This is a genomic window from Neisseria sicca VK64, assembly GCF_000260655.1.
Taxonomy (GTDB): Bacteria; Pseudomonadota; Gammaproteobacteria; order Burkholderiales; family Neisseriaceae; genus Neisseria; species Neisseria sicca_B.
On sequence record NZ_AJMT01000173.1, the window covers coordinates 1 to 23,983 of the forward strand.

Here is a 23,983-nt window from a genome sequence, read left to right on the forward strand (position 1 = left end):
TCGATTCAATGCGGCCGGGGAAGCGTTTGTCCCAATCGCGCAGCATATCGCCAATGACTTGGCGTTGCAGGTTGGGCTGCGAGCCGCAGAGGTTGCACGGGATAATCGGGAATTGTTTCAGTTCGGCGTATTTAATCAAATCTTTTTCTTTCACATACGCCAGCGGGCGGATGACGATGTGTTCGCCGTTGTCGCTCACCAGCTTGGGCGGCATGGCTTTGAGTTTGCCGCCGTAAAACATATTTAAAAACATAGTGGCGAGGATATCGTCGCGGTGGTGTCCCAAAGCGATTTTGGTGCAGCCCAATTCTTTTGCGGTTCGGTAGAGGATGCCGCGGCGCAGGCGGCTGCACAGTGAACATGTCGTTTTGCCTTCGTCCAATACGCGTTTGACGGTGGAGTAGGTGTCTTCTTCAACGATTTTGTACGGCACGCCTATGCTTTCGAGATAGGTCGGCAGCACTTCTTCGGGGAAGCCCGGCTGCTTTTGGTCGAGATTGACGGCAACCAGTTCGAAATCAATCGGCGCGCTGGCTTGGAGCTGGCGCAGGATGTCTAACAGGGCGTAGCTGTCTTTGCCGCCGGAGAGGCAAACCATGATTTTGTCGCCCGGCTCGATCATGTTGAAATCGTTAATCGCGTCGCCGACGGCATGGCGCAGACGTTTGTTGAGTTTGTTGTTCTCTAATTCTTGCTTGGTTTTTTTGGACATGGCGGTTTGTGCTTTGAAATAAGGAAAAATTTAAGGGCGGTATTGTACCGCAAAAAGCGTTTGGAAACCGCATATTAGAAAAAGAATAGGGGGCGGATTTAGATTTGAAGTACAATATTTTTCTCAATAGAAAGATTTGTGTCTAGGATGGATTTCTTTGTCGTGTTGAGAATGGGATATCTGAATCGGAATCGGGTATGAATTGATAACAGATAGATGATTGCATATGTTTGGGAAATGATGGGAGTGATATTGTTTTGAAATTATAGAAGCCGGTTTCTGTGGTATACAGAAACCGGCTTGTACGAAACGTCTGAACAGGTGTCTATAGATATCTAAAATTTAGGAATAACGCTTTTTCAGACGACCTTTTATTCCCATCAGGGCAATTAACGGCTGCGTTCGATAAAACGGTAATAGGTTTCGCCGTCTTGGACGTAACCCAATTCCACACGGGCAATTTCAGAAATCGCTTCTTGACCGTTCGCTAAATCATCGACTTCCGCAGCAAGGAACTGATTGCGCAAAGTGAGCGTCTGGTTTTTTTCCTCCTGCACGGAAAGTTGTTCCTGCAATTCTTCCGTATGCCCGATACTGCCTTTTCCAAACCAAAGGCTGTATTGGCAGTAAGCAAGCGCGATGGATAAAACAACAGTTACCCACTTCATACATCAATACCTTTTCTTATTTGCCCAGTTGATAGAATGCGGCTTTGCCGGGGTAGTAGGCAGCTTCTGCCAATTCTTCCTCGATGCGCAGCAGTTGGTTGTATTTCGCCATGCGGTCGGAGCGGCTCAATGAGCCGGTTTTGATCTGCATACAGTTGGTAGCGACTGCCAAGTCGGCAATGGTGCTGTCTTCGGTTTCGCCCGAACGGTGGCTCATTACACTGGCGTAACGGCTGCGTTTTGCCAAGTCAACCGCTTGCAAGGTTTCGCTCAAAGTACCGATTTGGTTGACTTTGACCAGCAATGCGTTTGCCACGCCTTTTTCGATGCCTTCGGCAAGGATTTTCGGATTGGTTACGAACAAGTCGTCGCCGACCAGTTGTACTTTGCTGCCGAGTTTTTCGGTGAGGAGTTTCCAGCCTTCCCAGTCGTTTTCATCCATACCGTCTTCGATGGAGATAATCGGGAATTCGTTAACCAAGCCTTCAAGGTATTCGGCAAATTCTGCGCTGGTGTAAGAACGGCCTTCGGCTTCCAAGTGGTATTTGCCGTCTTTGTAAAACTCGCTGGATGCGCAGTCCAAAGCAAACAAGACATCATCGCCTGCTTTGTAACCAGCAGCTTCGGTTGCTTCAACCATCAGTTGCAGGGCTTCTTTGTGGCTGTTCAGATTAGGTGCGAAACCGCCTTCATCGCCAACAGTAGTCGGGAAACCTTTGCCGTCACACAGTTTTTTCAGCGCGTGGAAAATTTCGGCACCGCAGCGCAGGGCTTCGCGGAAAGATTTCGCGCCGACAGGCATAATCATAAATTCTTGAATGTTCAAGCTGTTATTGGCATGTTCGCCGCCGTTGATAACGTTCATCATCGGAACAGGCAAAGCCATAGGACCGGCGCCGCCCAAGTAACGGTAAAGCGGCAGACCTGAATCTTCGGCAGCCGCGCGGGCAACAGCCATAGAAACTGCCAAAGTAGCATTCGCACCCAAATTGCCTTTGTTTTCAGTGCCGTCCAGCTCGATCATGATTTTGTCGATGTAGGACTGTTCGTTGGCATCGATACCGATCAGTGCTTGGGCAATTTGGTTGTTGACGTGTTCAACTGCTTTCAATACGCCTTTGCCCGAGTAGCGGGATTTGTCGCCGTCGCGAAGTTCCAAAGCCTCTTTTTGACCGGTAGACGCACCGCTCGGTACGGCGGCACGGCCCATTACGCCGGACTCCAGCAATACATCGCATTCTACGGTGGGGTTGCCGCGTGAATCCAAAATCTCGCGGGCAAAAATATCAACGATTGCACTCATGAATATTCTCCAAATGAGGATGAAAAAAGAAAAGTAGCTTTGTTACATTTCAGACGACCTATGATTGCCGCTGAAAGTATATCAATGGCGATTATACCGATAGCGATACCAGAATCGCGATGAAATCGACTGTAAGTTTGTTTCACGTCAACATCGGTTTGCACAAGAAGCCAAATACGTCTAAACAGCCTCGCATTTTAACAGTTTTTGAGATTTTAGGGCAGGGAGGCTTGCTGCAAATGCTTTGTTTTAGGTGGAAAGGTCGTCTGAAAATATCTTAAGTAAGCTAACTGTTTTTGAATATGGACAGGTCATATGGTTTTTTATAAAATTCAGACATCATTTTCAACAAGGTTAATGTATGAAGAAAATATTATTAGGCGCTTTCATTGCATCAGTGTATATGCCTATTGTACTGGCTGATACCTGCGAAGTACCAAAATTGACTGGTAGAGAAGGTTACAGCACGGTTTTTTGCCTTAATGAAGAAGGCTTGTCTAGGGTTATGAAGCCGGGTAACAAGAAGAATCCTTTTTTGCATGGCTTTGTTAATCGACAAGGGAAGGTTGTTGTTCCACTTAAGTATTATGATGCCTATGATTTTTCTGAAGGATTGGCAGCAGTATGTAAAACCGTAGGAAAATCAGATCAGATTTTATGTGGCTATATTAACGCCAGTGGCAAAGAAGTTATTCCTTTAAAATTCGAATACATGCCTGGTGATTTTTCACAAGGCATTGCCCCTGCCAAACAAAAAGGTAAATGGGGTTTTATTGATACAAAGGGTAAAGTTGTTATTCCATTTCAATATGTTAAAGCCGATTCATTCAGTGAAGGACTCGCTGCGGTCGCTACTGCTGATACAAATAAATATGGCTATATCAATACAAAAGGCGAGATGGTTATTCCACCAAAATATGAAGAGGCTTTTTATTTTAATGAAGGTGTAGCCGCTGTTCAGATTCTTGATAAATGGGGTTATATCGATAAAAGAAATCAGTGGGTAATTCCTGCGCGATATAAAAGCGCTTCTAATTTTGAAGATGGTATGGCAAGGGTTTCACAAAATGATAAATACGGTTATATCGATAAAAAGGGAAAGGTAGTTATCCCCTTTAAATATGAATATTTAGGTTCATTGAGTGAGGGTTTGATTGGTGCGGAATTAAACGGCAAATTCGGCTATTTAGATAAAACCGGTAAGGTGGTTATCCCGTTCAAATTTGGTACTTTCAATGATTTCCAAAATGGTGTGGCACTTGTCAATATGAAGAATATGTTTAAAGACGAAGATTTTAGTGAAGATGAATTCTTTTATATTGATAAGCAAGGCAAGCCAGTTGAAGTGGAATAACGATTTGTAATTTTTTTGTAAGTAAGGTCGTCTGAAAGTTTCAGACGACCTTTGTTCATTTTACCTTAGCGGTGATAGTTCGGCGCTTCTTTGGTAATCTGGACATCGTGAACGTGGGATTCGCTCATGCCGGCGGAGGTGATTTCTACAAATTCCGCTTTTTCGTGCATTTCTTCGATATTGGCGCAGCCCAAATAGCCCATGCTGGAACGCAAACCGCCAGTCAGTTGGTGGATGATGTTCACAATCGGACCTTTGTAGGGAACGCGGCCTTCGATGCCTTCGGGGACGTATTTATCGGTGCTGTCGGTTTTATCTTGGAAGTAGCGGTCGGCGGAGCCTTGGCTCATTGCTCCCAGAGAACCCATACCGCGGTAAGATTTGTACGAGCGGCCTTGGTAGAGTTCGATTTCGCCCGGTGCTTCTTCCGTACCGGCAAACATCCCGCCGAGCATGACGCTGTATGCGCCCGCTGCCAGAGCTTTGGCGATGTCGCCGGAGAAGCGGATGCCGCCGTCGGCAATCAGCGGAACGCCGGTGCCTTTGAGGGCTTCGGCAACGTTGTGAATGGCGGTCAGTTGCGGCACGCCTACGCCTGCAACGATACGGGTGGTACAAATTGAACCCGGACCGATACCGACTTTGACGGCGTCTGCTCCTGCTGCGACCAAATCCAAAGCGGCTTTGGCGGTTGCGATATTGCCGCCGATGACTTGGATGTGCGGATAGGTTTCTTTTACCCATTTCACGCGTTCGATAACGCCTTGGCTATGGCCGTGTGCAGTATCGACGACGATGACGTCGACTCCCGCTCCGACCAAGGCTTTTACGCGCTCTTCGGTGTCGCCGCCGGTGCCGACAGCCGCGCCTACGCGCAAACGACCTTCGGAGTCTTTGTTGGCATTTGGAAACTCGGTGGTTTTCAAAATATCTTTTACGGTAATCAAGCCTTTAAGCTCGTCTTTTTCGTTCAAGACCAAAACGCGCTCGACTTTATGTTCGTGCATCAGTTCGCGCGCTTCGTCGATGCTTGTGCCTTCGGGAACGGTAACCAAGCGTTCGCGCGGGGTCATGATGGCGGAAACGGGCAGGTCGAGGCGGTTTTCAAAACGCAGGTCGCGGTTGGTAACGATACCTACTACTTTGCCGTTTTCAACGACGGGCAGGCCGGACATTTTGCGTTTGCGTTGCGCGCGCATTTCCAATACTTCGCGGATAAGCGTCGTCGGGGCAACCGTTACCGGGTCTTTCACCACGCCGCTCTCATGGCGTTTCACTTTGGAAACGGCACGCGCCTGCATTTCGGGCGTCATGTTTTTATGGATAATGCCGATACCGCCTTCTTGCGCCATGGAAATGGCGAGGCGTGCTTCGGTAACGGTGTCCATTGCGGCGGAAAGTAAGGGGAGGTTGAGCGTGATTTCGCGGGTGAGCTTGGTTTGAAGTTTAACGTCTCGTGGCAGCACGGTTGAATGTGCAGGAACCAACAAAACATCGTCGAAAGTATAGGCTTTTTCTACGATACGCATGATGCTCAGTCTTTCAGTTTGTGCAAGATGCACGGCATTATAACACCCGCTAAGATTTGTTGACAGCGGATTGTTTGCAATTTGAGATTATTTTTTTACGACACCATTACGATGCATATTTTTGAATTAATATGACATATTTTTAAAAATCAAGTAAAATGGGGTCGTCTGAAAACACGTTTACGATGAAAACAAAATGAAAAAATCATCTTTATCCTTATTTTTGCTTGGCGTTTTGTATGCTGCCGGAGCAATGGCCGGAAATAATGTTTATACATGGAAAAGCGGCAGTGGCAGCACCAGCTACTCCGATACGCCTAATCGTTTGCAGCCGGAACGTTCGAATATTGTGAATATTCGAACCCGTAACGTGACGCCTGCAGTTGCCAAACCGGAAAATGCCCAAGAAGGGACGCTGTCAGAGCAGCAGGCTAAGCTGAACGAGAAGATTTTGGCGCAGAATAAGCAGGTTGAGGAGCAGAATAAGAAGGTTGAAGAAGAAAACCGCAAAAATAAAGAAGACAACTGTCGGATTGCCCGCGTAAACCGTCAGTTTGCGGAAAGTGCGCGCACAGCCAATCGTGATGATTTGATTAAACATTATCAAAGCGATATCAATAAATATTGCAATTGAAATTGGATTGCAACAGCAAATAAGGCATACAGTTATAACCGTATGCCTTATTGTTTTAGCTTTCTTTGCAAAGTTGCCCGCTGGGCATTGAACAGGGTTCACCCATTGATAATGGTGTATTGGGAAAAATCCAGGGTTCAGTTTTGATTTTGCTGCACAATGTATTCCAAAGCATGTTGCGCGAGGGTATTGCCTTGGGCGGCGGCTTTTTCAAACCAAGATTTTGCCTGGGTAAAGTTTTGGGTTACCCCTTGTCCGTTTTCGTATAAAACGCCTAAGTTGTTTTGGGCGTTGGCATTGCCTTGTTCTGCCGCTTTTTTGTACCAATATTTTGCCTTGGGATAATTTTGGGTAACGCCTTGTCCCTCTGCATACATGATGCCTAAATTATATTGCGCTTTGGCGTTGCCTTTCTTGGCGGCTTTTTCAAACCATGACTTGGCAAGTTTATAATCTTGGCCTACGCCTTCGCCTGAGTAATACATCAAACCCAAGTAAAATTGCGCACTGTCTTCCCCTTGGTCTGCTGCTTTGTGAAACCAAGTTTTTGCCTGTATATAGTCTTGAGGAATGCCTATGCCAGCATAGTGCAGAATACCTAAATTAAATGCTGCTTCTGCATTGCCCTGTTCGGCTGCCTTTTCCCACCAAAATTTGGCTTGGCGATAGTCTTGTGCCGTTCCTTGACCTTCGTAATAAATAATTCCAAGATTGAATTGCGCTTCGGCGTTGTCGTTGTGCGCCGCTTTTTCAAACCAGTATTTAGCCTGCTCGTAATCCTGCGTCGTGCCGATGCCTTTTGCGTACATAGTGCCTAAGTCAAGCTGAGAGCGGGTGTCCCCCTGTTTCGCCATTTCTTGAATCAATCGGAAGGCTTGGTTTTCACTGTTTTGAGAGATATTGTGACGCGGAGTGTAATGTGGTTTTGCCGCATAAGCCTGCATTTCTGAGATGGAAAGCAGGATGGTTAGGATAAGTGTTTTAGACGTAATGTTCATGACTATAAAATATAGTTGGTATTAGGAGAGTCGATTGTCTATATTAACTTGTCTTAAAAATGAAGTAAATCAAATATGGACGATTTGAACAATATAGGGATGAAAGGTCGTCTGAAATTGCCACAATTCCCCAAATCCCGATAAAATCGTTCTTCATAACCATATTTTTAGGACACGCCGTGCAAGGACTTGATTATTGCCGTCAGAAGGCAGAAGAAAGCCGCTCCAGTTTTTTGTCGGGCTTCCGTTTCCTGCCGCAGGAAAAGCGGGATGCGATAACGGTTTTGTATGCTTTTTGCCGCGAATTGGACGATGTGGTTGATGACTGTTCCGATCCGAATGTGGCGCAGGCAACGCTGAACTGGTGGCGCGGCGATTTGGACAAGGTATTCGGCGGCGTGATGCCGGAGCATCCGGTCAATCAGGCTTTGCGGCAGGTTAAGGAAACTTTCAAGCTGCCGAAATATGAATTGGAAGCCTTAATCGACGGGATGCAGATGGATTTGGTTCAGGCGCGTTACGGCAGTTTTGAAGAGTTAAAACTGTATTGCCACCGCGTCGCAGGTGTAGTCGGTTGCCTAATTGCGCGGATTTTGGGATTTTCAGACGACCGAACGCTGGAATACGCCGATAAGATGGGGCTTGCGCTGCAACTGACGAACATTATCCGCGATGTCGGCGAGGATGCGAGAAACGGTCGGATTTACCTGCCGATGGAGGAAATGCAGCGGTTTGATGTACCTGCAAGCGTGATTATGCAGTGTAAGCCGACGGATAATTTTGCCGAATTGATGCGTTTTCAAGTTTCACGCGCTCGCGAGACTTATCGTGAGGCGATGTCGCTGTTGCCTGCTGCCGATAAAAAATCCCAAAAAGTCGGGTTGGTGATGGCGGCGATTTATTACGCGCTGTTGAACGAAATCGATCGTGATGGCGCGCAAAACGTCCTGACTTATAAAATTGCCATTCCTTCGCCGCGCAAAAAGCGTATTGCCCTGAAAACCTGGTTATTCGGATTTAAGCCATGAATACTCCGCATCTTCGCCCGAAAATTGCCGTCGTCGGCGCAGGCTGGGCAGGTTTGTCTGCTGCAGTGTCGTTGGCGCGCCGTGTTGATGTTACTGTGTTTGAAGCCGGTCGGCAGGCGGGCGGACGGGCGCGTACTTTGGCTGGGAGCGCTGACGGATTCAGTTTTTTGGACAATGGGCAGCATATCTTGCTCGGCGCATATCATGGTGTGTTGACGCTGATGGAGCACATCGGTGCCGTCCCTGAAGCCGCTTTTTGCCGTTTGCCGCTGCAATGGCATATGTATGAAGGTTTGCAGTTTCAAAGTACCAACTTTCTTTCGCCGCTGCATATTTTGACCGGCATATTGCGTGCTAAAAACGTTTCGTTTTTGCTGAAAATCAGGCTGTTATCCGATATGGCTGCGTTGCAGCATTACGCACGCGGCAAGCGCGCTGATTTGGCTGTTGCCCAATGGCTGCGGCAGCGCAATGTCCCGCGCAGGCTGGTTGCAGAATTTTGGCAGCCGTTGGTGTGGGGCGCACTCAATACGCCCTTGGAACATGCAAGTTTGCGGGTGTTGTGCAATGTTTTGTCCGACGGCGTATGGGCGGATAAATTCGGCAGCGACTACCTTTTACCCAAGCGCGATTTGGGCGCAATCATCGCCGAGCCTGCGGTGGCAAAACTCAAGCAATGCGGTGCGGACATCCGTCTTGAAACCCGCGTAGGTCGTCTGAAAAACCTTCCTGACGGACGCGTTGTTGTGAATGATGAGATTTTTGATGCCGTTATTGTTGCGGTTGCGCCGTATCATGCCGTTCATCTTTTCCCTGAAGATACCCCGGACTATATTCAGACGACCTATCAAAATCTCCAATACCACTCAATTACCACCGTCTATTTGCGCTATGCCGTTCCCGTCCATCTGCCCGCGCCGCTGACCGGATTTGCCGACGGTACGGCACAATGGCTGGTGTATCGTGGTGCACTCGGTTTGCCGGCAAACGAAGTCGCCGCCGTCATCAGCGTTTCCGACCATGTCGGCGCGTTCAAAAGCCAAGAATGGGCAGAGAAAGTCCATGCCGATGTAAAACGCATCTGCCCTTATTTGGACGAACCCGAAGCCGTCCGCGTCATCACCGAAAAACGCGCGACCACAGCCTGTATGCCCGATTTCGCCACTCCTGACTTTGCTTGGTTGCACCAGCGGCGCATCTATCCGGCAGGCGACTACCTGCACCCGCGCTATCCGGCTACGCTGGAAGCGGCGGTACAGTCGGGTTTGACGGCGGCAGAAATGTGTTTGGCAGAAATCAATCTGAAACAAAGGGATAGAGATGCTCAGTCCTCGCTTTGACTGAGCTATTAAAGCTAAAGCTTGGCGTGAATGTTACGCAAAAAGGTCGTCTGAAAACGTTTAGCAGATTAAATCTGTGTTTTCAGACGACCTTTGTTGATGGTGGTTGCATGATCTAAATATTTGGGTCCGGCTGCGGATGACACATTGTCTTAATCGGCGCATAATCGACGAATTGACTCAATATAGTGGATTAACTTTAAACCAGTACGGCGTTGCCTCGCCTTAGCTCAAAGAGAACGATTCTCTAAGGTGCTGAAGCACCAAGTGAATCGGTTCCGTACTATCTGTACTGTCTGTGGCTTCGTCGCCTTGTCCTGATTTAGTTAATCCACTATATCTGCAATGGCGTTGTTGTATTCGGTTCAAAGACAATCCAGATAGGAAATGTCTCATACCCTGTCGGACGAGACCATACGAAGCAACGCCTTTCATTGACTATACATCAGACTTAAAACCGCAAAGGAAATCGGATGCAAAACTACCTGACCCCCAATTTTTCATTCGCCCCCATGATTCCCGAACGCGCTCTCGGCAGCCGCGTCTGGGATGCTGAAGGCCGTGAATACATCGACTTGTCGGGCGGCATTGCGGTCAATGCGTTGGGACACTGTCATCCCGATTTGGTTGCCGCACTGGCGGAGCAGTCGCAAAAATTGTGGCACATTTCCAATATATACACCACTAAATCCGCGCAGGAATTGGCGCAAAAGCTGGTAGAGCATACCTTCGCCGACAAAGTGTTTTTCTGCAATTCCGGCGCTGAAGCCAACGAAGCCGCGCTGAAACTGGCGCGCAAATACGGTCGCGATCATTTTGGCGGACACAAAACCGAAATCATCTCCTGCCTGAACAGCTTCCACGGTCGCACATTGTTTACCGTATCGGTCGGCGGCCAGCCCAAATACAGCAAAGACTACGCGCCGCTGCCGCAAGGCATCACCCACGTTCCGTTCAACGATATTGCCGCATTGGAAGCTGCCATCAACGAAAACACTTGCGCCGTAATCATCGAGCCGATTCAAGGCGAAAGCGGCATCCTGCCTGCCACGCAGGAATATCTGCAAGCTGCGCGCCGTTTGTGCGATGAACACGGCGCATTGCTGATTTTGGACGAAGTGCAAACCGGTATGGGGCATACGGGCAAACTGTTTGCCTACGAGCATTACGGCATTACGCCCGACATCATCAGCTCCGCCAAAGCATTGGGTGGCGGCTTCCCCATCGGTGCGATTCTGACCACCGATAAAATCGCCCCGACCTTCGGGCCGGGGACGCACGGTTCGACTTTCGGCGGCAATCCGATGGCGTGCGCCGTCGGCAGCCGCGCGTTCGACATCATCAACGCGCCCGAAACCTTGGCGCACGTGGAAAAACAAGGACAAAAATTTCAGACGACCTTGCGGGGATTAGGCGAGAAAACCGGCGTATTTAAAGAAGTCCGCGGCATGGGGCTGCTCATCGGCTGCGTGCTGGCGGACCAATACCAAGGCCGCGCTTCAGAAATTACTGCCGCCGCGCTGAAGCACGGCTTGATGGTATTGGTTGCCGGAGCCGATGTCGTCCGTTTCGCCCCCAGCCTGCTGCTCAACGATGAAGATATGGCAGAAGGGCTGAAACGCTTGGAGGCTGCATTAACGGAATGGCTCGTCTGAATTTGATTGATTTTATTTAACTGTTAACAAATTTGATGAAGTATTTCTATTCGACGGATAATGGAAAATACGACCGTTTGTTGGTTTTAGAAAATAATCAATCTAAAAATTTTCTTTTTTGTTTAAAAACGATCAGAATTTAATCAAATCCATATGCCCATTGTTCAGAATAAAACCGATGTTATAAATTGTAATTTGCCAGTTATTCCAATTACTGATACGATTTGAGGCGGAATAAATTCAAATAAATGACTCATTGCGCCCTTTATTTTCAATTTTATTTTTAATTAATTGATAATATTAGGGTAATTGTGGTTTTGCGTTTGATTTAATTTTAGGAATTTTCGTTTTTGTATATCAATTTTCGCAAACGAAAACATTAGGGGTATAACCCTCTGTCATTGAATAACACTCAACATAAGGATAGATACTATGTCCACCCAATTACACGATGTTGACCCGATTGAAACCCAAGAGTGGTTGGACGCGTTAAGCTCAGTTCTAGAATACGAAGGCAGCGAACGCGCACAATACCTGTTGGAGCATCTGGTTAAATACAGCCGCGATAAAGGCGTCCGTATGCCTCACGGCACAACCACCCCGTATTTGAATACCGTTTCGGTTGAAGACGAAAAAGGCATTCCGGGCGACCAAAACATCGAACACCGCATCCGTGCATTCGTGCGCTGGAACGCCGCCGCCATCGTATTGCGCGCCGGTAAAAAAGATTTGGAGCTGGGTGGTCATATCGCATCTTTCCAATCCGCAGCAACCATGTACGAAGTGGGTTTCAACCACTTCTGGAAGGCTAAAGGCGAAGGCGAAGAAGGTGATTTGGTATTCTTCCAAGGCCACGTTTCTCCAGGCATCTATGCCCGCGCTTTCGTTGAAGGCCGTCTGACTGAAGACCAACTGAATAATTTCCGTCAGGAAGTGGACGGACATGGTCTGCCTTCTTACCCTCATCCGCACTTGCTGCCTGATTTCTGGCAATTTCCGACCGTATCTATGGGTTTGGGTCCGATCATGGCGATTTACCAAGCCCGTTTCCTGAAATACTTGGAATCCCGCGGCCTGGCAAAAACCAAAGGCCGTAAAGTATGGTGTTTCTGCGGCGACGGCGAAATGGATGAACCTGAATCGCAAGGCGCCATCGCATTGGCAGCACGCGAAGGTTTGGACAACCTTATTTTCGTCATCAACTGTAACCTGCAACGTTTGGACGGTCCTGTCCGCGGTAACGGCAAAATCATCCAAGAATTGGAAGGCAACTTTGCCGGTGCCGGCTGGAATGTTGTCAAAGTCATTTGGGGTCGCCGTTGGGACCGCCTCTTGGCAAAAGACAAAGACGGCATCCTGCGCAAACGCATGGAAGAATGTTTGGACGGCGACTACCAAACTTACAAATCCAAAGACGGCGCGTACGTGCGCGAACACTTCTTCAATACCCCTGAATTGAAAGCATTGGTTGCCGATATGACCGATGACGAAATTTGGGCATTGAACCGCGGCGGCCACGACCCTCAAAAAGTGTACAACGCTTATGACCGCGCAGCTAACCATGCAGACGGCAAACCTACCGTAATTTTGGCAAAAACCATTAAAGGTTATGGTATGGGTGCATCCGGTGAAGGTCAAAACGTTGCCCACCAAGCCAAAAAAATGGACAAAGCGTCTCTGAAACAATTCCGCGACCGCTTTGACATTCCGGTTACCGACGAGCAAATCGACAGCGGCGATCTGCCTTACCTGACTTTTGCTCCCGACAGTGAAGAGTACAAATACCTGCACGCACGCCGCGAAGCTTTGGGCGGCTACCTGCCTCAACGCAAGCCTACCCAAGAAGTTCTGGAAGTGCCTGAGTTGTCTGCATTTGAGACTCAACTGAAATCCAGCGGCGACCGTGAATTCTCGACCACTATGGCATTTGTCCGCATTTTGTCTACTCTGTTGAAAGACAAAAAAATTGGCAAACGCGTCGTACCTATCGTTCCTGACGAAAGCCGTACCTTCGGTATGGAAGGTATGTTCCGACAATACGGTATTTGGAATCCGAAAGGCCAACAATACACCCCGCAAGACAAAGACCAATTGATGTTCTATAAAGAGTCTGTTGACGGTCAAATCCTGCAAGAAGGTATTAACGAGCCAGGCGCGATGGCTGACTGGATTGCAGCGGCGACCAGCTATGCCAACAGCGACTTCGCGATGATTCCGTTCTACATTTACTACTCTATGTTCGGTTTCCAACGCGTCGGCGACTTGGCATGGGCAGCCGGCGATATGCACGCGCGCGGCTTCCTTTTGGGCGGTACTGCTGGCCGTACGACCTTGAACGGTGAAGGCCTGCAGCACGAAGACGGCCACAGCCACATTCAAGCTGATTTGATCCCGAACTGCGTAACATACGATCCGACCTTCCAATATGAAGTGGCCGTTATCGTACATGATGGCCTGCGCCGTATGTACGTCAACCATGAAGACGTGTTCTACTACATCACCTTGATGAACGAGAACTACACTCACCCGGATATGCCCGAAGGCGTGGAACAAGACATCCTGAAAGGTATGTACTTGCTGAAAGCCGGCGGTAAAGGCGACAAGAAAGTTCAATTGATGGGTTCCGGTACCATCCTGCAAGAAGTGATTGCCGGTGCCGAATTGTTGAAAGCCGACTTCGGCGTAGAAGCAGATATTTGGTCTTGCCCGTCCTTCAACCTGTTGCACCGCGATGCCATCGAAGCAGAACGTTTCAACCGCCTGCATCCGCTGGAAGCTGAAAAAGTGCCTTTCGTGACCTCTCAACTGCAAGGTCATGATGGTCCGGTTATCGCCGCTACCGACTATATCCGCAGCTATGCCGACCGTATCCGCGCGTACATCCCGAACGACTACCATGTCTTGGGTACCGATGGTTTCGGCCGTTCCGACAGCCGTGCCAACCTACGCCGCTTCTTTGAAGTGGACCGCTACAACGTTGCCGTGGCAGCATTGAGCGCATTAGCAGAACAAGGCAAAGTCAGCAAAGAAACCGTTCAGCAAGCCATCGAAAAATACGGCATCAATGCCGACGTGGCTCCAAGCTGGAAACGCTAATCCTGTTTTCAGACGACCTCAAAGTCAATTTGCTTGCGGGGTCGTCTGAATCAAGAATACGTTGACGGTTTGTATAACGGATAAACTTCCAGTTAACAAGCAGCGGGCGCAAGTCGTGCAAAAAGCTCGAAGTGCAGAAAGGCTGCTCTGGAAATGGTTATCCGTGCCGGAAAACATAAGTGATGTCGTCTGAAACTGTTTTTCAGACGACCTCAAACCGAAATCATCAAAGGAACTCAAATGAGTATCGTAGAAATCAAAGTACCCGATATCGGCGGTCATGAAAACGTCGATATCATCGCAGTAGAAGTCAAAGCGGGCGACACCATCGCCGTTGACGACACCCTGATTACACTGGAAACCGACAAAGCCACTATGGACGTACCTGCCGATGCAGCAGGCGTTGTGAAAGAAGTGAAAGTCAAAGTCGGCGACAAAATCTCCGAAGGCGGCGTAATTCTGACCGTTGAAACCGGTGCTGCCGCTGCTGAGGCTGCTCCGGCTCCTGCGGCTGAAGCACAACCTGCGCCTGCCGCTGTACCCGCTGCCGCTCCCGCAGGCGGTGCAACCGTTCAAGTAGCCGTTCCTGATATTGGCGGTCATACTGATGTAGATGTAATCGCCGTTGAAGTTAAAGTTGGCGACACTGTTGCTGAAGACGACACGCTGATTACTTTGGAAACCGACAAAGCGACTATGGACGTACCTTGTACTGCCGCTGGTGTCGTTAAAGCCGTATTCCTGAAAGTCGGCGACAAAGTATCCGAAGGTACTGCCATTATCGAAGTGGAAACCGCCGGTTCTGCCGCCGCTCCCGCGCCTGCCCAAGCCGCCGCACCGGCAGCAGCACCTGCTCCGGCTGCCGCGCCTGCCGCCGCTCCGGCTCCTGTTGCCGCACCTGCACCTGCCGCTGCCAAAATCGACGAAGCCGCTTTCGCCAAAGCACACGCCGGTCCTTCCGCGCGCAAACTGGCGCGCGAATTGGGCGTGGATTTGGGTCAAGTCAAGGGTACCGGCTTGAAAGGCCGTATCATGGGCGACGACATTAAAGCCTTTGTGAAATCTGTAATGCAAGGCGGTGCGGCGAAACCTGCTGCTGCCGGCGCATCTTTGGGCGGCGGTCTGGACTTGCTGCCGTGGCCTAAAGTGGACTTCTCCAAATTCGGTAATGTCGAAGTTAAAGAATTGTCCCGTATTAAGAAAATTTCCGGTCAAAACCTGTCCCGCAACTGGGTAGTCATTCCGCACGTTACCGTTCACGAAGAAGCGGACATGACCGAACTGGAAGAATTCCGCAAACAGCTGAACAAAGAGTGGGAACGTGAAGGCGTGAAACTGTCTCCGTTGGCGTTCATCATCAAAGCCTCTGTTTCCGCGCTGAAAGCCTTCCCAGAATTCAACGCTTCTTTGGATGGCGATAATCTGGTTCTGAAAAACTACTTCAACATCGGTTTCGCAGCTGATACGCCGAACGGCTTGGTTGTTCCCGTAATCAAAGACGTGGATCAAAAAGGTCTGAAAGAAATCAGCCAAGAGCTGACCGAATTGTCTAAAAAAGCCCGCGAAGGCAAGCTCAAACCGCAAGAAATGCAAGGCGCCTGCTTTACCATTTCCAGCTTGGGCGGCATCGGCGGTACAGGCTTTACTCCGATTGTGAACGCACCTGAAGTTGCTATCTTGGGCGTGTGCAAATCCCAAATCAAACCGGTTTGGAACGGCAAAGAGTTCGCTCCACGCCTGATGTGTCCGTTGAGCCTGTCCTTCGACCACCGCGTCATCGACGGTGCCGCTGGTATGCGCTTCACCGTATTCCTGGCGAACCTGTTGAAAGACTTCCGCCGTATTACCCTGTAATCCGAGCGTATTTCAGACGACCTTCGGCAAACAACCTGACAGGTCGTCTGAAAACAGAAGTCCGAATATCATTCAGAAAGATTAGACATGAGCTTAGTTGAATTGAAAGTGCCCGACATTGGCGGACACGAAAATGTAGATATTATCGCGGTTGAAGTGAACGTAGGCGACACTATCGCCGTTGACGATACCCTGATTACCTTGGAAACCGACAAAGCGACGATGGACGTGCCTGCCGAAGTTGCGGGCGTGGTCAAAGAAGTCAAAGTTAAAGTCGGCGACAAAATCTCCGAAGGCGGCTTGATTGTAGTCGTTGAAGCCGAAGGCGCGACTGCCGCTCCTAAAGCCGAAGCACCTGCTGCTGCCCCTGCGCAAGAAGCCCCCAAAGCTGCCGCTCCTGCACCGCAAGCGGCGCAATTCGGCGGTTCTGCCGATGCTGAGTACGACGTAGTCGTATTGGGTGGCGGTCCTGGCGGTTACTCCGCTGCATTTGCCGCAGCCGATGAAGGTCTGAAAGTTGCCATCGTTGAGCGTTACAAAACCTTGGGCGGCGTTTGCTTGAACGTCGGCTGTATCCCTTCCAAAGCCTTGTTGCATAACGCTGCCGTTATTGACGAAGTGCGCCACTTGGCTGCCAACGGCATCAAATACCCCGAGCCTGAACTCGATATCGACATGCTGCGCGGCTACAAAGAAGGCGTGGTTTCCCGCCTGACTACCGGTTTGGCAGGCATGGCAAAAGGCCGTAAAGTGGACGTTATCCAAGGCGATGGTCAATTCTTGGATCCGCATCACTTGGAAGTGTCGTTGACTACTGGCGACGTGTACGAGCAAGCTACGCCTACCGGCGAGAAAAAAATCGTTGCGTTCAAAAACTGTATCATCGCAGCGGGCAGCCGCGTAACCAAGCTGCCGTTTATCCCTGAAGATCCGCGCATCATCGATTCCAGTGGCGCTTTGGCTCTGAAAGAAGTACCGGGCAAGCTGTTGATTATCGGCGGCGGTATCATCGGCCTCGAAATGGGTACGGTTTACAGCACGCTGGGTTCACGCCTTGACGTCGTTGAAATGATGGACGGCCTGATGCAAGGTGCAGACCGCGATTTGGTAAAAGTATGGCAAAAACAAAACGAATACCGTTTTGACAACATCATGATCAACACCAAAACCGTTGCAGTCGAGCCGAAAGAAGACGGCGTTTACGTTACCTTCGAAGGTGCGAACGCGCCGAAAGAACCGCAACGCTACGATGCTGTATTGGTTGCCGCCGGCCGTGCGCCTAACGGCAAACTCATCAGCGCCGAAAAAGCAGGCGTTGCCGTAACCGATCGCGGCTTCATCGAAGTCGACAAACAAATGCGTACCAATGTGCCGCACATCTACGCCATCGGCGACATCGTCGGTCAGCCTATGCTGGCACACAAAGCCGTTCATGAAGGTCACGTTGCCGCTGAAAACTGCGCCGGACACAAAGCTTACTTCGATGCACGCGTGATTCCGGGTGTGGCTTACACCGCTCCCGAAGTGGCATGGGTTGGCGAAACCGAATTGTCTGCCAAAGCATCCGGCCGCAAAATCACCAAAGCCAACTTCCCGTGGGCGGCTTCCGGCCGTGCGATTGCCAACGGTTGCGATAACGGCTTCACCAAGCTGATTTTTGATGCCGAAACCGGCCGTATCATCGGCGGCGGTATCGTCGGTCCGAACGGCGGCGATATGATTGGCGAAATCTGTCTGGCCATCGAAATGGGCTGCGACGCTGAAGACATCGGCAAAACCATCCACCCGCACCCGACCTTGGGCGAATCCATCGGTATGGCTGCCGAAGTGGCGCTGGGTACTTGTACCGACCTGCCGGCTCAAAAGAAAAAATAAGTGTATTCAGTCAGTTGAATTAAACTGCTGATATTGCATTTATCAGTCAAAGGTCGTCTGAATCTTTCAGACGACCTTTTCGTCAAACAGAATATTGTCAGTGATAGTGATTTCATTAACGATATAGTGGATTAACTTTAAACCAGTACGGCGTTGCCTCGCCTTAGCTCAAAGAGAACGATTCTCTAAGGTGCTGAAGCACCAAGTGAATCGGTTCCGTACTATCTGTACTGTCTGCGGCTTCGTCGCCTTGTCCTGATTTAAATTTAATCCACTATATAATGAATGAACAAGAATGCGTGCCTAAGCTCCAAGTGAGCCATTTAGTCATGCTTTAAAACAGCAAACAAACGAGTTCGGCAGGATTGATACTGTCAGCAGCTTGTCTCATGCTTATTCATCAACGATAAACCGAACCGTTTAACGGTTGACCCCATACATTCAGAGGTCGCCTGAAACCATATCGCAGATTTTCAGACGACCTTTCCCCAGTTTTATCAGATACAAGAAATGATTTATGAACGAAATAACTCCGGATTCCACCGTTCCTGAAGCGCACAAACGCTCCATCCGCAGCTTTGTGTTGCGTCAAGGGCATATGACTGCGGCGCAGCAGCGTGCCATTGATACGATGTGGCCGCAATTCGGCATCGATTACCAAGATTCCGTGTTGGACTTGAATCAGCGTTTCGGCAGCGACCGTCCCAAGGTGTTGGAAATCGGTTTCGGCATGGGCGTGGCGACTGTTGAAATCGCCAAGCGCCTGCCTGATACCGACTTTTTGGCGATTGATGTACATGGTCCCGGCGTCGGCAACATTTTGAAATTGATTGAAGAAGAACACATCGGCAATATCCGCGTGATGCGGCACGATGCGGTCGAAGTGGTCGAAAATATGCTTTCAGACGACGTGCTCGACGGCATCCACATTTTCTTTCCCGACCCCTGGCACAAAAAACGCCATAACAAACGCCGCTTGGTGCAAACGCCGTTTGTGCAGAAACTGCTGCCCAAGCTGAAAGTCGGTGGTTATATCCATCTGGCGACCGATTGGGAAGAATACGCGCAGCAGATGCTGGAAGTGTTGAGCGGTTTTGACAATTTGCAAAATACCGCCGCTGATTACGCGCCTACGCCCGACTACCGTCCCGAAACGAAATTTGAAGCCCGCGGCAAACGTTTGGGGCACGGCGTTTGGGATTTGGTTTTCAAACGCATCAAATAAACCGATTGGAGAATCTCCCATGTTTACAGGTATCGTCCAAGGTGTCGGCGAAATCATCGCTATCCGCGAACCGTCCGCTGATTTCCGTACCCATGTCGTCAAACTGCCCGATGAGATGACCGAGCATCTGCAAATCGGTGCATCCGTCGCCAACAACGGCTGCTGCCTGACCATTACCCAAATCGACGGCGATACGGTCAGCTTTGATTTGATGAAAGAAACCTTGGAAAAGACCAATTTGGGTCGTCTGAAAACGGGAGATGCCGTCAACCTCGAACGTGCCGCCCGTTTCGGCGATGAAATCGGCGGACACGTCATGAGCGGGCATATCATGACGACTGCGCAGATTACGCGGATAGAACGCAGCGAGTTTAACCGCACGGTATGGTTTGCACTGCCACCCGAGCTCAAACCTTATATTTTGAGCAAAGGCTTTGTCGGCTTGGACGGTTGCAGCCTGACCATAGGCGACGTTACCGAAACGGAATTCAATGTCCACCTGATTCCGGAAACTTTGACGCGCACTTTGTTTGGCAGCCGGAAAGAGGGCGACGTCATCAATATCGAAATCGATCCGCAAACCCAAGCCGTTGTCGATACCGTGATGCGCGTGATGGCGCAGCAAAATCCTGCTATATCAGGACAATAGGAGCACATATGAAACTTGCCGCCTTTTTGCAAAAAGCCTATTCCGTTTTGGACCGTCTTGATTTGGTACTGCCCGAAAAACCCGGCAAAACCGACTGGAACGCTTTGGCTTACCGTTGGCACAGCGTCGGTAAAAAAGGGATTTTGGAGAGCCTGCCAAACCCGCATACATTCCCGCTTGACCGTCTGGCTGCCGTCGGGACGCAAACCGAAAAGCTCAAACGTAATACCGAGCAGTTTTTGGCAGGCCGCTCCGCGAATAATGTTTTGATGAGCGGCTCGCGCGGAACGGGTAAATCCTCGTTGGTCAAAGCCTTGTTGCACGAATATGCCGAGCAAGGGCTGCGTCTGATTGAAGTAGATAAGAGCGATTTGGTCAGCCTGCCCGCGCTGCTTTCCTTGCTAAAAGACCGTCCCGAGAAATTCATCGTATTCTGCGATGACCTATCGTTTGAAACCGGTGATGAAACCTACAAAGCCCTAAAAACCGCATTGGACGGCGGTTTGTCGCAAAGATGCAGCAACGTGTTGGTGTACGCGACGTCCAACCGGCGCCACCTGATGCCCGAATATATGGACGAAAATATTGGAACAACGGGCATACGCGGCGAAATTCATCAAAAAGAAGCTGTTGAGGAAAAAATTTCCCTGTCCGACCGTTTCGGTTTGTGGTTAAGTTTTTATCCGTTCGATCAAAACGACTACCTCCAAGCGGTCGAAAATTGGATGGGCGACTTCGGCGTGGATTTTGATGAAACGGCGCGCAAGGCGGCGTTGCAATGGGCTCAAATGCGCGGCAACCGCTCGGGGCGTTCGGCTTGGCAGTTTGCGTGCGATTGGGCAGGGCGTTTGCCGGAACAACGGGTTTTGGATTGAGTTTTTGGGAAATAGGTCTGCCGTACTGAAATCTGCGGGAGGATAAGGGTAGGGAAAGCTTTTTCCGGTTCAATTTCTTCCGGCCGCATCGCTTTGAATCGCCATATCGTTTAAAAGGTCGTCTGAAACAGGATTTCAGACGACCTTTTTGTACGGACCAATCAGGAAAGCGAGATGTCAGCGAAGGCAGGAAGAGAGCCAAATCTGGCGTTGGCGCGGATTGAGCAGGTGGTAGAAGCGGTGTTGGATTTCCAATTCTTCGACAGCGAAATCCATACTCGATAAGTAGCGGGTTTCGACATAATCGCGGGCGTTATTTTGATCGAAATTATCTGCCGCAAGGATTTTCATAATGACTTGGCGGCGGTTACGGTCTGTGCGGACGAGTTTACGGTATGCTTTGTCCGATGCCTGTTTGTAATCATTACGGATACGGCGCAAAGCATTGTGTTGGTCTTGCGTCAGATTAAGGGAGCGGATGTCGCAATTGGCTTGAAAATCGTCCAGCTTAATATATTGGGGGCCGGCGTGCGCTTGACCGACAGCTGTCAGCAGCGCAACCGATAATGCACAGAGGGGTAAATAAGATTTGAATCCGACAGACACAGCGTTTTCCTAGTTTCCGTAACCGCGCAAATATACCCGATTAGCGTGTGAAAGGCAGTATCCCTCCAGTTAACTTTTGTTAACTTCATATCTTTATTTTATTTCTGACAAAACATATCCTTAACCTATAATTATTTATGCATATGCTTACTTTTGTTAAATATTAATAATGCATAGTTAGTGTTGCGTGAGGCGTTGGTGGTAGAATACGAAAAATTATCCGTTTATCAAACCACACCATCCGACTGGATTTCTATGAACCACAATTTCCGTATTGCGCCCAGCATCTTATCCGCCGATTTTGCCCGTTTGGGTGAAGAAGTAACGAAAGTTATCGAAGCGGGAGCCGATTTGATTCATTTCGACGTGATGGACAATCATTATGTGCCGAATCTGACTTTCGGCCCTATGGTCTGCGCGGCGTTGAAGCCTTATGCCACCGTGCCGATTGATGTGCATCTGATGGTCGAACCCGTTGACGATCTGATTCAGGCATTTGCCAAAGCAGGGGCGTCGATTATCACGTTTCATCCCGAAGCCAGCCGCCATATCGACCGCAGCCTCAGCCTGATTAAAGATGCGGGCTGTCAGGCAGGATTGGTGTTGAATCCGGCCACTCCCGCCTACGTTTTGGAAAATGTATTGGACAGGTTGGACATGGTATTGTTGATGTCGGTCAACCCCGGTTTCGGCGGACAAAGCTTCATCTCGCATACCCTTGAAAAAATCCGTCAAGTGCGGGCGATGTTGGATCGGTACGAAGCGCAAAGCGGACGGCACATCGCCATCGAGGTGGACGGCGGTATTAAAACCGACAATATCGCTGCCGTCGCGGCGGCGGGTGCCGATACTTTTGTGGCAGGTTCCGCCATCTTTGGCAAGCCGGACTATAAGGCGGTGATTGATGCCATGAGGAAAGAATTGGCTTCTGTGGCCTAATGTGCTGAACTGCATGGCAAATCGTTTCTCAATCTCTATACCATTTATACCATTTCGGGATGGATTGCCTTGCTCTGCCTTGAAGCCTATCCGCACCAACTACGCCGATAACAAAAGGTCGTCTGAAAACCACAAATCCGGTTTCAGACGACCTTTCTTCATTTCAATACGCTTATTTTTCCATTTTCAAGCCGAAGTGCAGGTAGGTGCGTTCGGTGGCCATTCTGCCGCGGGGGGTACGTTGCAGGAAGCCTTGTTGGATGAGGTAGGGTTCGATAACGTCCTCGATGGTGTCCGTGGATTCGCCGATGGCGGCGGCAACATTATCAAGGCCGACGGGACCGCCGCTGAATTTGTGCAGGATGGCTTCGAGGAATTTTCTGTCCATGACGTCCAAACCTTGCGCGTCCACATCCAGCATGCTTAAAGCGGCATCGGCGATGGCAGCATCAATTACGCCGTTGTTTTTCACATCGGCAAAATCGCGTACGCGGCGCAGCAGGCGGTTGGCGATGCGGGGCGTGCCGCGGCTTCGTTTGGCGACTTCCATCGCGCCTTCTTCGCCCATGTCGAGTTGCAGTAATTGCGCGGAACGACTGACAATAGTGGCAAGGTCTTGATTTTGATAAAACTCCAAGCGGGCAACGATACCGAAGCGGTCGCGCAGAGGGTTGGTCAGCATACCTGCGCGGGTGGTTGCGCCGACGAGCGTGAAGGGCGGTAGGTCGATTTTGACGGAACGGGCGGCAGGGCCTTCGCCTATCATGATGTCGAGTTGGTAGTCTTCGAGCGCGGGGTAGAGGATTTCTTCGACGACGGGGCTGAGGCGGTGGATTTCGTCGATAAACAATACGTCGTGCGGCTCGAGGTTGGTCAGAAGGGCGGCAAGGTCGCCGGCGCGTTCGAGGACGGGGCCGCTGGTTTGGCGCAGGTTGACGCCCAGCTCTTTGGCGATGATGTGTGCCAATGTGGTTTTGCCCAGCCCAGGCGGGCCGAAGAGCAGGGTGTGGTCTAGGGCTTCGCCGCGTTTTTTGGCGGCTTGGATGAAGATGGCGAGCTGTTCTTTGGCTTTGTCTTGCCCGATATAGTCGTCCAGCGTTTTAGGGCGCAGGGCGCGTTCGAGCAACTCTTCCTGCGAGGAGATGCTTTGGGCGGTGATGATGCGCTGGGGCTGGGCGGCGGTCAGGTTGTCGGTTTGCAGCATGGGTTTTCCGGTGGGTTTGGGGTCGTCTGAAAATCGGTTTGCCGCTTTCAGACGACCTTTTTGAAAGGGGTTTAGCCGCGTGTTTCGCGCCAAACGAGGTAATCGCGCAGGGGCGGCATGGGCGGGTTGATGCAGTGGGGGCAGATGCCTGTGGTGTCTTCGTCGTCGCTGTCGATGTGGTAGGCGTTGGGGTCGAAGCGCACCTGCTGCATCACCGCCTGCGCCAATGCCTGAGCCTGAACGACGTCGAAGGTGAATTTTTCGAGGATTTCGTTCAGCAGGCGGATTTCGCCTTCGCTGAATTCTACGCTGTGTTTGAGGATGAGGCGTTGATAATCTTCGTTGTTGATTTTAGGCAATAAATCGGTTTGTAGGATCATGATTTTTATATTTGGAACGGAATGGCTGAGAGGCAGATTATAGCGGATATGGCGGCGGC

20 protein-coding genes are annotated in these 23,983 nt (G+C 50.1%); 12 read left to right on the top strand and 8 right to left on the bottom strand.

Features of this window, described 5'->3' with window-relative positions; translation table 11 throughout:
* The 3 genes from ttcA to eno all read right to left on the bottom strand — a co-directional run.
* Positions 1-712: tRNA 2-thiocytidine(32) synthetase TtcA (gene ttcA, locus HMPREF1051_RS09620; RefSeq protein WP_003767984.1), on the bottom strand; the 712-nt coding region annotated here is incomplete at its 3' end.
* Positions 713-1,101: 389 nt separating this feature from the next.
* Positions 1,102-1,380, bottom strand: coding sequence for a cell division protein FtsB (gene ftsB, locus HMPREF1051_RS09625; RefSeq protein ID WP_003743241.1), 279 nt, complete (start codon positions 1,378-1,380; stop codon positions 1,102-1,104).
* 16 nt (positions 1,381-1,396) lie between these two features.
* Positions 1,397-2,683, bottom strand: coding sequence for a phosphopyruvate hydratase (eno, locus tag HMPREF1051_RS09630; RefSeq protein WP_003756747.1), 1,287 nt, complete (start codon positions 2,681-2,683; stop codon positions 1,397-1,399).
* Positions 2,684-3,044: 361 nt separating this feature from the next.
* On the opposite strand from eno, the gene HMPREF1051_RS09635 reads away from it, so the two are divergent.
* Positions 3,045-4,037: a WG repeat-containing protein gene (locus tag HMPREF1051_RS09635; protein WP_036492851.1), complete on the top strand. Its 993-nt coding sequence runs from the start codon at positions 3,045-3,047 to the stop codon at positions 4,035-4,037.
* A 65-nt stretch (positions 4,038-4,102) separates the two neighbouring features.
* Here HMPREF1051_RS09635 and guaB read toward each other — a convergent pair whose 3' ends face one another.
* On the bottom strand, positions 4,103-5,566 hold the full coding sequence (gene guaB / locus HMPREF1051_RS09640; RefSeq protein ID WP_003767939.1) for an IMP dehydrogenase: 1,464 nt from the start codon (positions 5,564-5,566) through the stop codon (positions 4,103-4,105).
* 196 nt (positions 5,567-5,762) lie between these two features.
* Between guaB and HMPREF1051_RS09645 the strand changes: the two genes are divergently transcribed.
* The gene (locus HMPREF1051_RS09645; RefSeq protein WP_003767931.1) at positions 5,763-6,200 is read left to right on the top strand and encodes a DUF4124 domain-containing protein; all 438 of its coding nucleotides are present in this window, start codon (positions 5,763-5,765) and stop codon (positions 6,198-6,200) included.
* A gap of 137 nt (positions 6,201-6,337) precedes the next feature.
* Here HMPREF1051_RS09645 and HMPREF1051_RS09650 read toward each other — a convergent pair whose 3' ends face one another.
* Positions 6,338-7,198 carry a tetratricopeptide repeat protein gene (locus HMPREF1051_RS09650; RefSeq protein WP_003767923.1) on the bottom strand — a complete coding sequence of 287 codons (861 nt, stop codon included), beginning with the start codon at positions 7,196-7,198 and terminating at the stop codon, positions 6,338-6,340.
* 179 nt (positions 7,199-7,377) lie between these two features.
* On the opposite strand from HMPREF1051_RS09650, the gene hpnD reads away from it, so the two are divergent.
* The 9 genes from hpnD to HMPREF1051_RS09695 all read left to right on the top strand — a co-directional run bounded on the left by hpnD (position 7,378) and on the right by HMPREF1051_RS09695 (position 20,795).
* Positions 7,378-8,226, top strand: coding sequence for a presqualene diphosphate synthase HpnD (gene hpnD, locus HMPREF1051_RS09655; RefSeq protein ID WP_003767946.1), 849 nt, complete (start codon positions 7,378-7,380; stop codon positions 8,224-8,226).
* Positions 8,223-9,566 (top strand): hydroxysqualene dehydroxylase HpnE, encoded by a 1,344-nt coding sequence (gene hpnE, locus HMPREF1051_RS09660; RefSeq protein ID WP_003767950.1) that lies wholly within the window; start codon positions 8,223-8,225, stop codon positions 9,564-9,566. Before hpnD ends, hpnE begins: the two co-directional genes overlap by 4 nt.
* Positions 9,567-10,039: 473 nt before the next feature.
* The gene (locus HMPREF1051_RS09665) at positions 10,040-11,221 is read left to right on the top strand and encodes an aspartate aminotransferase family protein (protein ID WP_003767960.1); all 1,182 of its coding nucleotides are present in this window, start codon (positions 10,040-10,042) and stop codon (positions 11,219-11,221) included.
* A gap of 432 nt (positions 11,222-11,653) precedes the next feature.
* The gene (aceE, locus tag HMPREF1051_RS09670) at positions 11,654-14,317 is read left to right on the top strand and encodes a pyruvate dehydrogenase (acetyl-transferring), homodimeric type (protein ID WP_003767920.1); all 2,664 of its coding nucleotides are present in this window, start codon (positions 11,654-11,656) and stop codon (positions 14,315-14,317) included.
* A 240-nt stretch (positions 14,318-14,557) separates the two neighbouring features.
* Positions 14,558-16,171, top strand: a complete 1,614-nt coding sequence (gene aceF, locus HMPREF1051_RS09675; RefSeq protein ID WP_003767927.1) for a dihydrolipoyllysine-residue acetyltransferase — start codon at positions 14,558-14,560, stop codon at positions 16,169-16,171.
* 87 nt (positions 16,172-16,258) lie between these two features.
* On the top strand, positions 16,259-18,046 hold the full coding sequence (gene lpdA, locus HMPREF1051_RS09680; RefSeq protein WP_003767965.1) for a dihydrolipoyl dehydrogenase: 1,788 nt from the start codon (positions 16,259-16,261) through the stop codon (positions 18,044-18,046).
* Between the two features lie 517 nt (positions 18,047-18,563).
* Complete coding sequence (trmB, locus tag HMPREF1051_RS09685; protein ID WP_003767951.1) at positions 18,564-19,271, top strand: tRNA (guanosine(46)-N7)-methyltransferase TrmB; 708 nt, start codon at positions 18,564-18,566, stop codon at positions 19,269-19,271.
* A 19-nt stretch (positions 19,272-19,290) separates the two neighbouring features.
* Positions 19,291-19,920, top strand: a complete 630-nt coding sequence (locus HMPREF1051_RS09690) for a riboflavin synthase (RefSeq protein WP_003767898.1) — start codon at positions 19,291-19,293, stop codon at positions 19,918-19,920.
* An 8-nt stretch (positions 19,921-19,928) separates the two neighbouring features.
* A complete protein-coding gene (locus tag HMPREF1051_RS09695; protein ID WP_003767909.1) occupies positions 19,929-20,795 on the top strand; it encodes an ATP-binding protein in 867 nt (288 codons plus the stop codon).
* 177 nt (positions 20,796-20,972) lie between these two features.
* Here HMPREF1051_RS09695 and HMPREF1051_RS09700 read toward each other — a convergent pair whose 3' ends face one another.
* The gene (locus HMPREF1051_RS09700) at positions 20,973-21,401 is read right to left on the bottom strand and encodes a Spy/CpxP family protein refolding chaperone (protein WP_003767916.1); all 429 of its coding nucleotides are present in this window, start codon (positions 21,399-21,401) and stop codon (positions 20,973-20,975) included.
* A gap of 255 nt (positions 21,402-21,656) precedes the next feature.
* Between HMPREF1051_RS09700 and rpe the strand changes: the two genes are divergently transcribed.
* The gene (rpe, locus tag HMPREF1051_RS09705) at positions 21,657-22,340 is read left to right on the top strand and encodes a ribulose-phosphate 3-epimerase (RefSeq protein WP_036492855.1); all 684 of its coding nucleotides are present in this window, start codon (positions 21,657-21,659) and stop codon (positions 22,338-22,340) included.
* A 172-nt stretch (positions 22,341-22,512) separates the two neighbouring features.
* Here the strand turns inward: rpe and ruvB are convergent, their stop codons facing one another.
* Together ruvB and HMPREF1051_RS09715 are read right to left on the bottom strand one after the other, a co-directional pair.
* Positions 22,513-23,544 carry a Holliday junction branch migration DNA helicase RuvB gene (gene ruvB, locus HMPREF1051_RS09710; protein ID WP_003756801.1) on the bottom strand — a complete coding sequence of 344 codons (1,032 nt, stop codon included), beginning with the start codon at positions 23,542-23,544 and terminating at the stop codon, positions 22,513-22,515.
* Positions 23,545-23,615: 71 nt separating this feature from the next.
* Positions 23,616-23,924, bottom strand: coding sequence for a hypothetical protein (locus HMPREF1051_RS09715; protein WP_003767925.1), 309 nt, complete (start codon positions 23,922-23,924; stop codon positions 23,616-23,618).
* Positions 23,925-23,983: the final 59 nt, after the last annotated feature.

Coding starts and splice junctions, on each gene's coding strand:
- ftsB (WP_003743241.1), bottom strand. CDS start 1,380: ATGAAGTGGGTAACTGTTGTTTTATCCATCGCGCTTGCTTACTGCCAA.
- eno (WP_003756747.1), bottom strand. CDS start 2,683: ATGAGTGCAATCGTTGATATTTTTGCCCGCGAGATTTTGGATTCACGC.
- HMPREF1051_RS09635 (WP_036492851.1), top strand. CDS start 3,045: ATGAAGAAAATATTATTAGGCGCTTTCATTGCATCAGTGTATATGCCT.
- guaB (WP_003767939.1), bottom strand. CDS start 5,566: ATGCGTATCGTAGAAAAAGCCTATACTTTCGACGATGTTTTGTTGGTT.
- HMPREF1051_RS09645 (WP_003767931.1), top strand. CDS start 5,763: ATGAAAAAATCATCTTTATCCTTATTTTTGCTTGGCGTTTTGTATGCT.
- HMPREF1051_RS09650 (WP_003767923.1), bottom strand. CDS start 7,198: ATGAACATTACGTCTAAAACACTTATCCTAACCATCCTGCTTTCCATC.
- hpnE (WP_003767950.1), top strand. CDS start 8,223: ATGAATACTCCGCATCTTCGCCCGAAAATTGCCGTCGTCGGCGCAGGC.
- HMPREF1051_RS09665 (WP_003767960.1), top strand. CDS start 10,040: ATGCAAAACTACCTGACCCCCAATTTTTCATTCGCCCCCATGATTCCC.
- aceE (WP_003767920.1), top strand. CDS start 11,654: ATGTCCACCCAATTACACGATGTTGACCCGATTGAAACCCAAGAGTGG.
- aceF (WP_003767927.1), top strand. CDS start 14,558: ATGAGTATCGTAGAAATCAAAGTACCCGATATCGGCGGTCATGAAAAC.
- lpdA (WP_003767965.1), top strand. CDS start 16,259: ATGAGCTTAGTTGAATTGAAAGTGCCCGACATTGGCGGACACGAAAAT.
- trmB (WP_003767951.1), top strand. CDS start 18,564: ATGAACGAAATAACTCCGGATTCCACCGTTCCTGAAGCGCACAAACGC.
- HMPREF1051_RS09690 (WP_003767898.1), top strand. CDS start 19,291: ATGTTTACAGGTATCGTCCAAGGTGTCGGCGAAATCATCGCTATCCGC.
- HMPREF1051_RS09695 (WP_003767909.1), top strand. CDS start 19,929: ATGAAACTTGCCGCCTTTTTGCAAAAAGCCTATTCCGTTTTGGACCGT.
- rpe (WP_036492855.1), top strand. CDS start 21,657: ATGAACCACAATTTCCGTATTGCGCCCAGCATCTTATCCGCCGATTTT.
- ruvB (WP_003756801.1), bottom strand. CDS start 23,544: ATGCTGCAAACCGACAACCTGACCGCCGCCCAGCCCCAGCGCATCATC.
- HMPREF1051_RS09715 (WP_003767925.1), bottom strand. CDS start 23,924: ATGATCCTACAAACCGATTTATTGCCTAAAATCAACAACGAAGATTAT.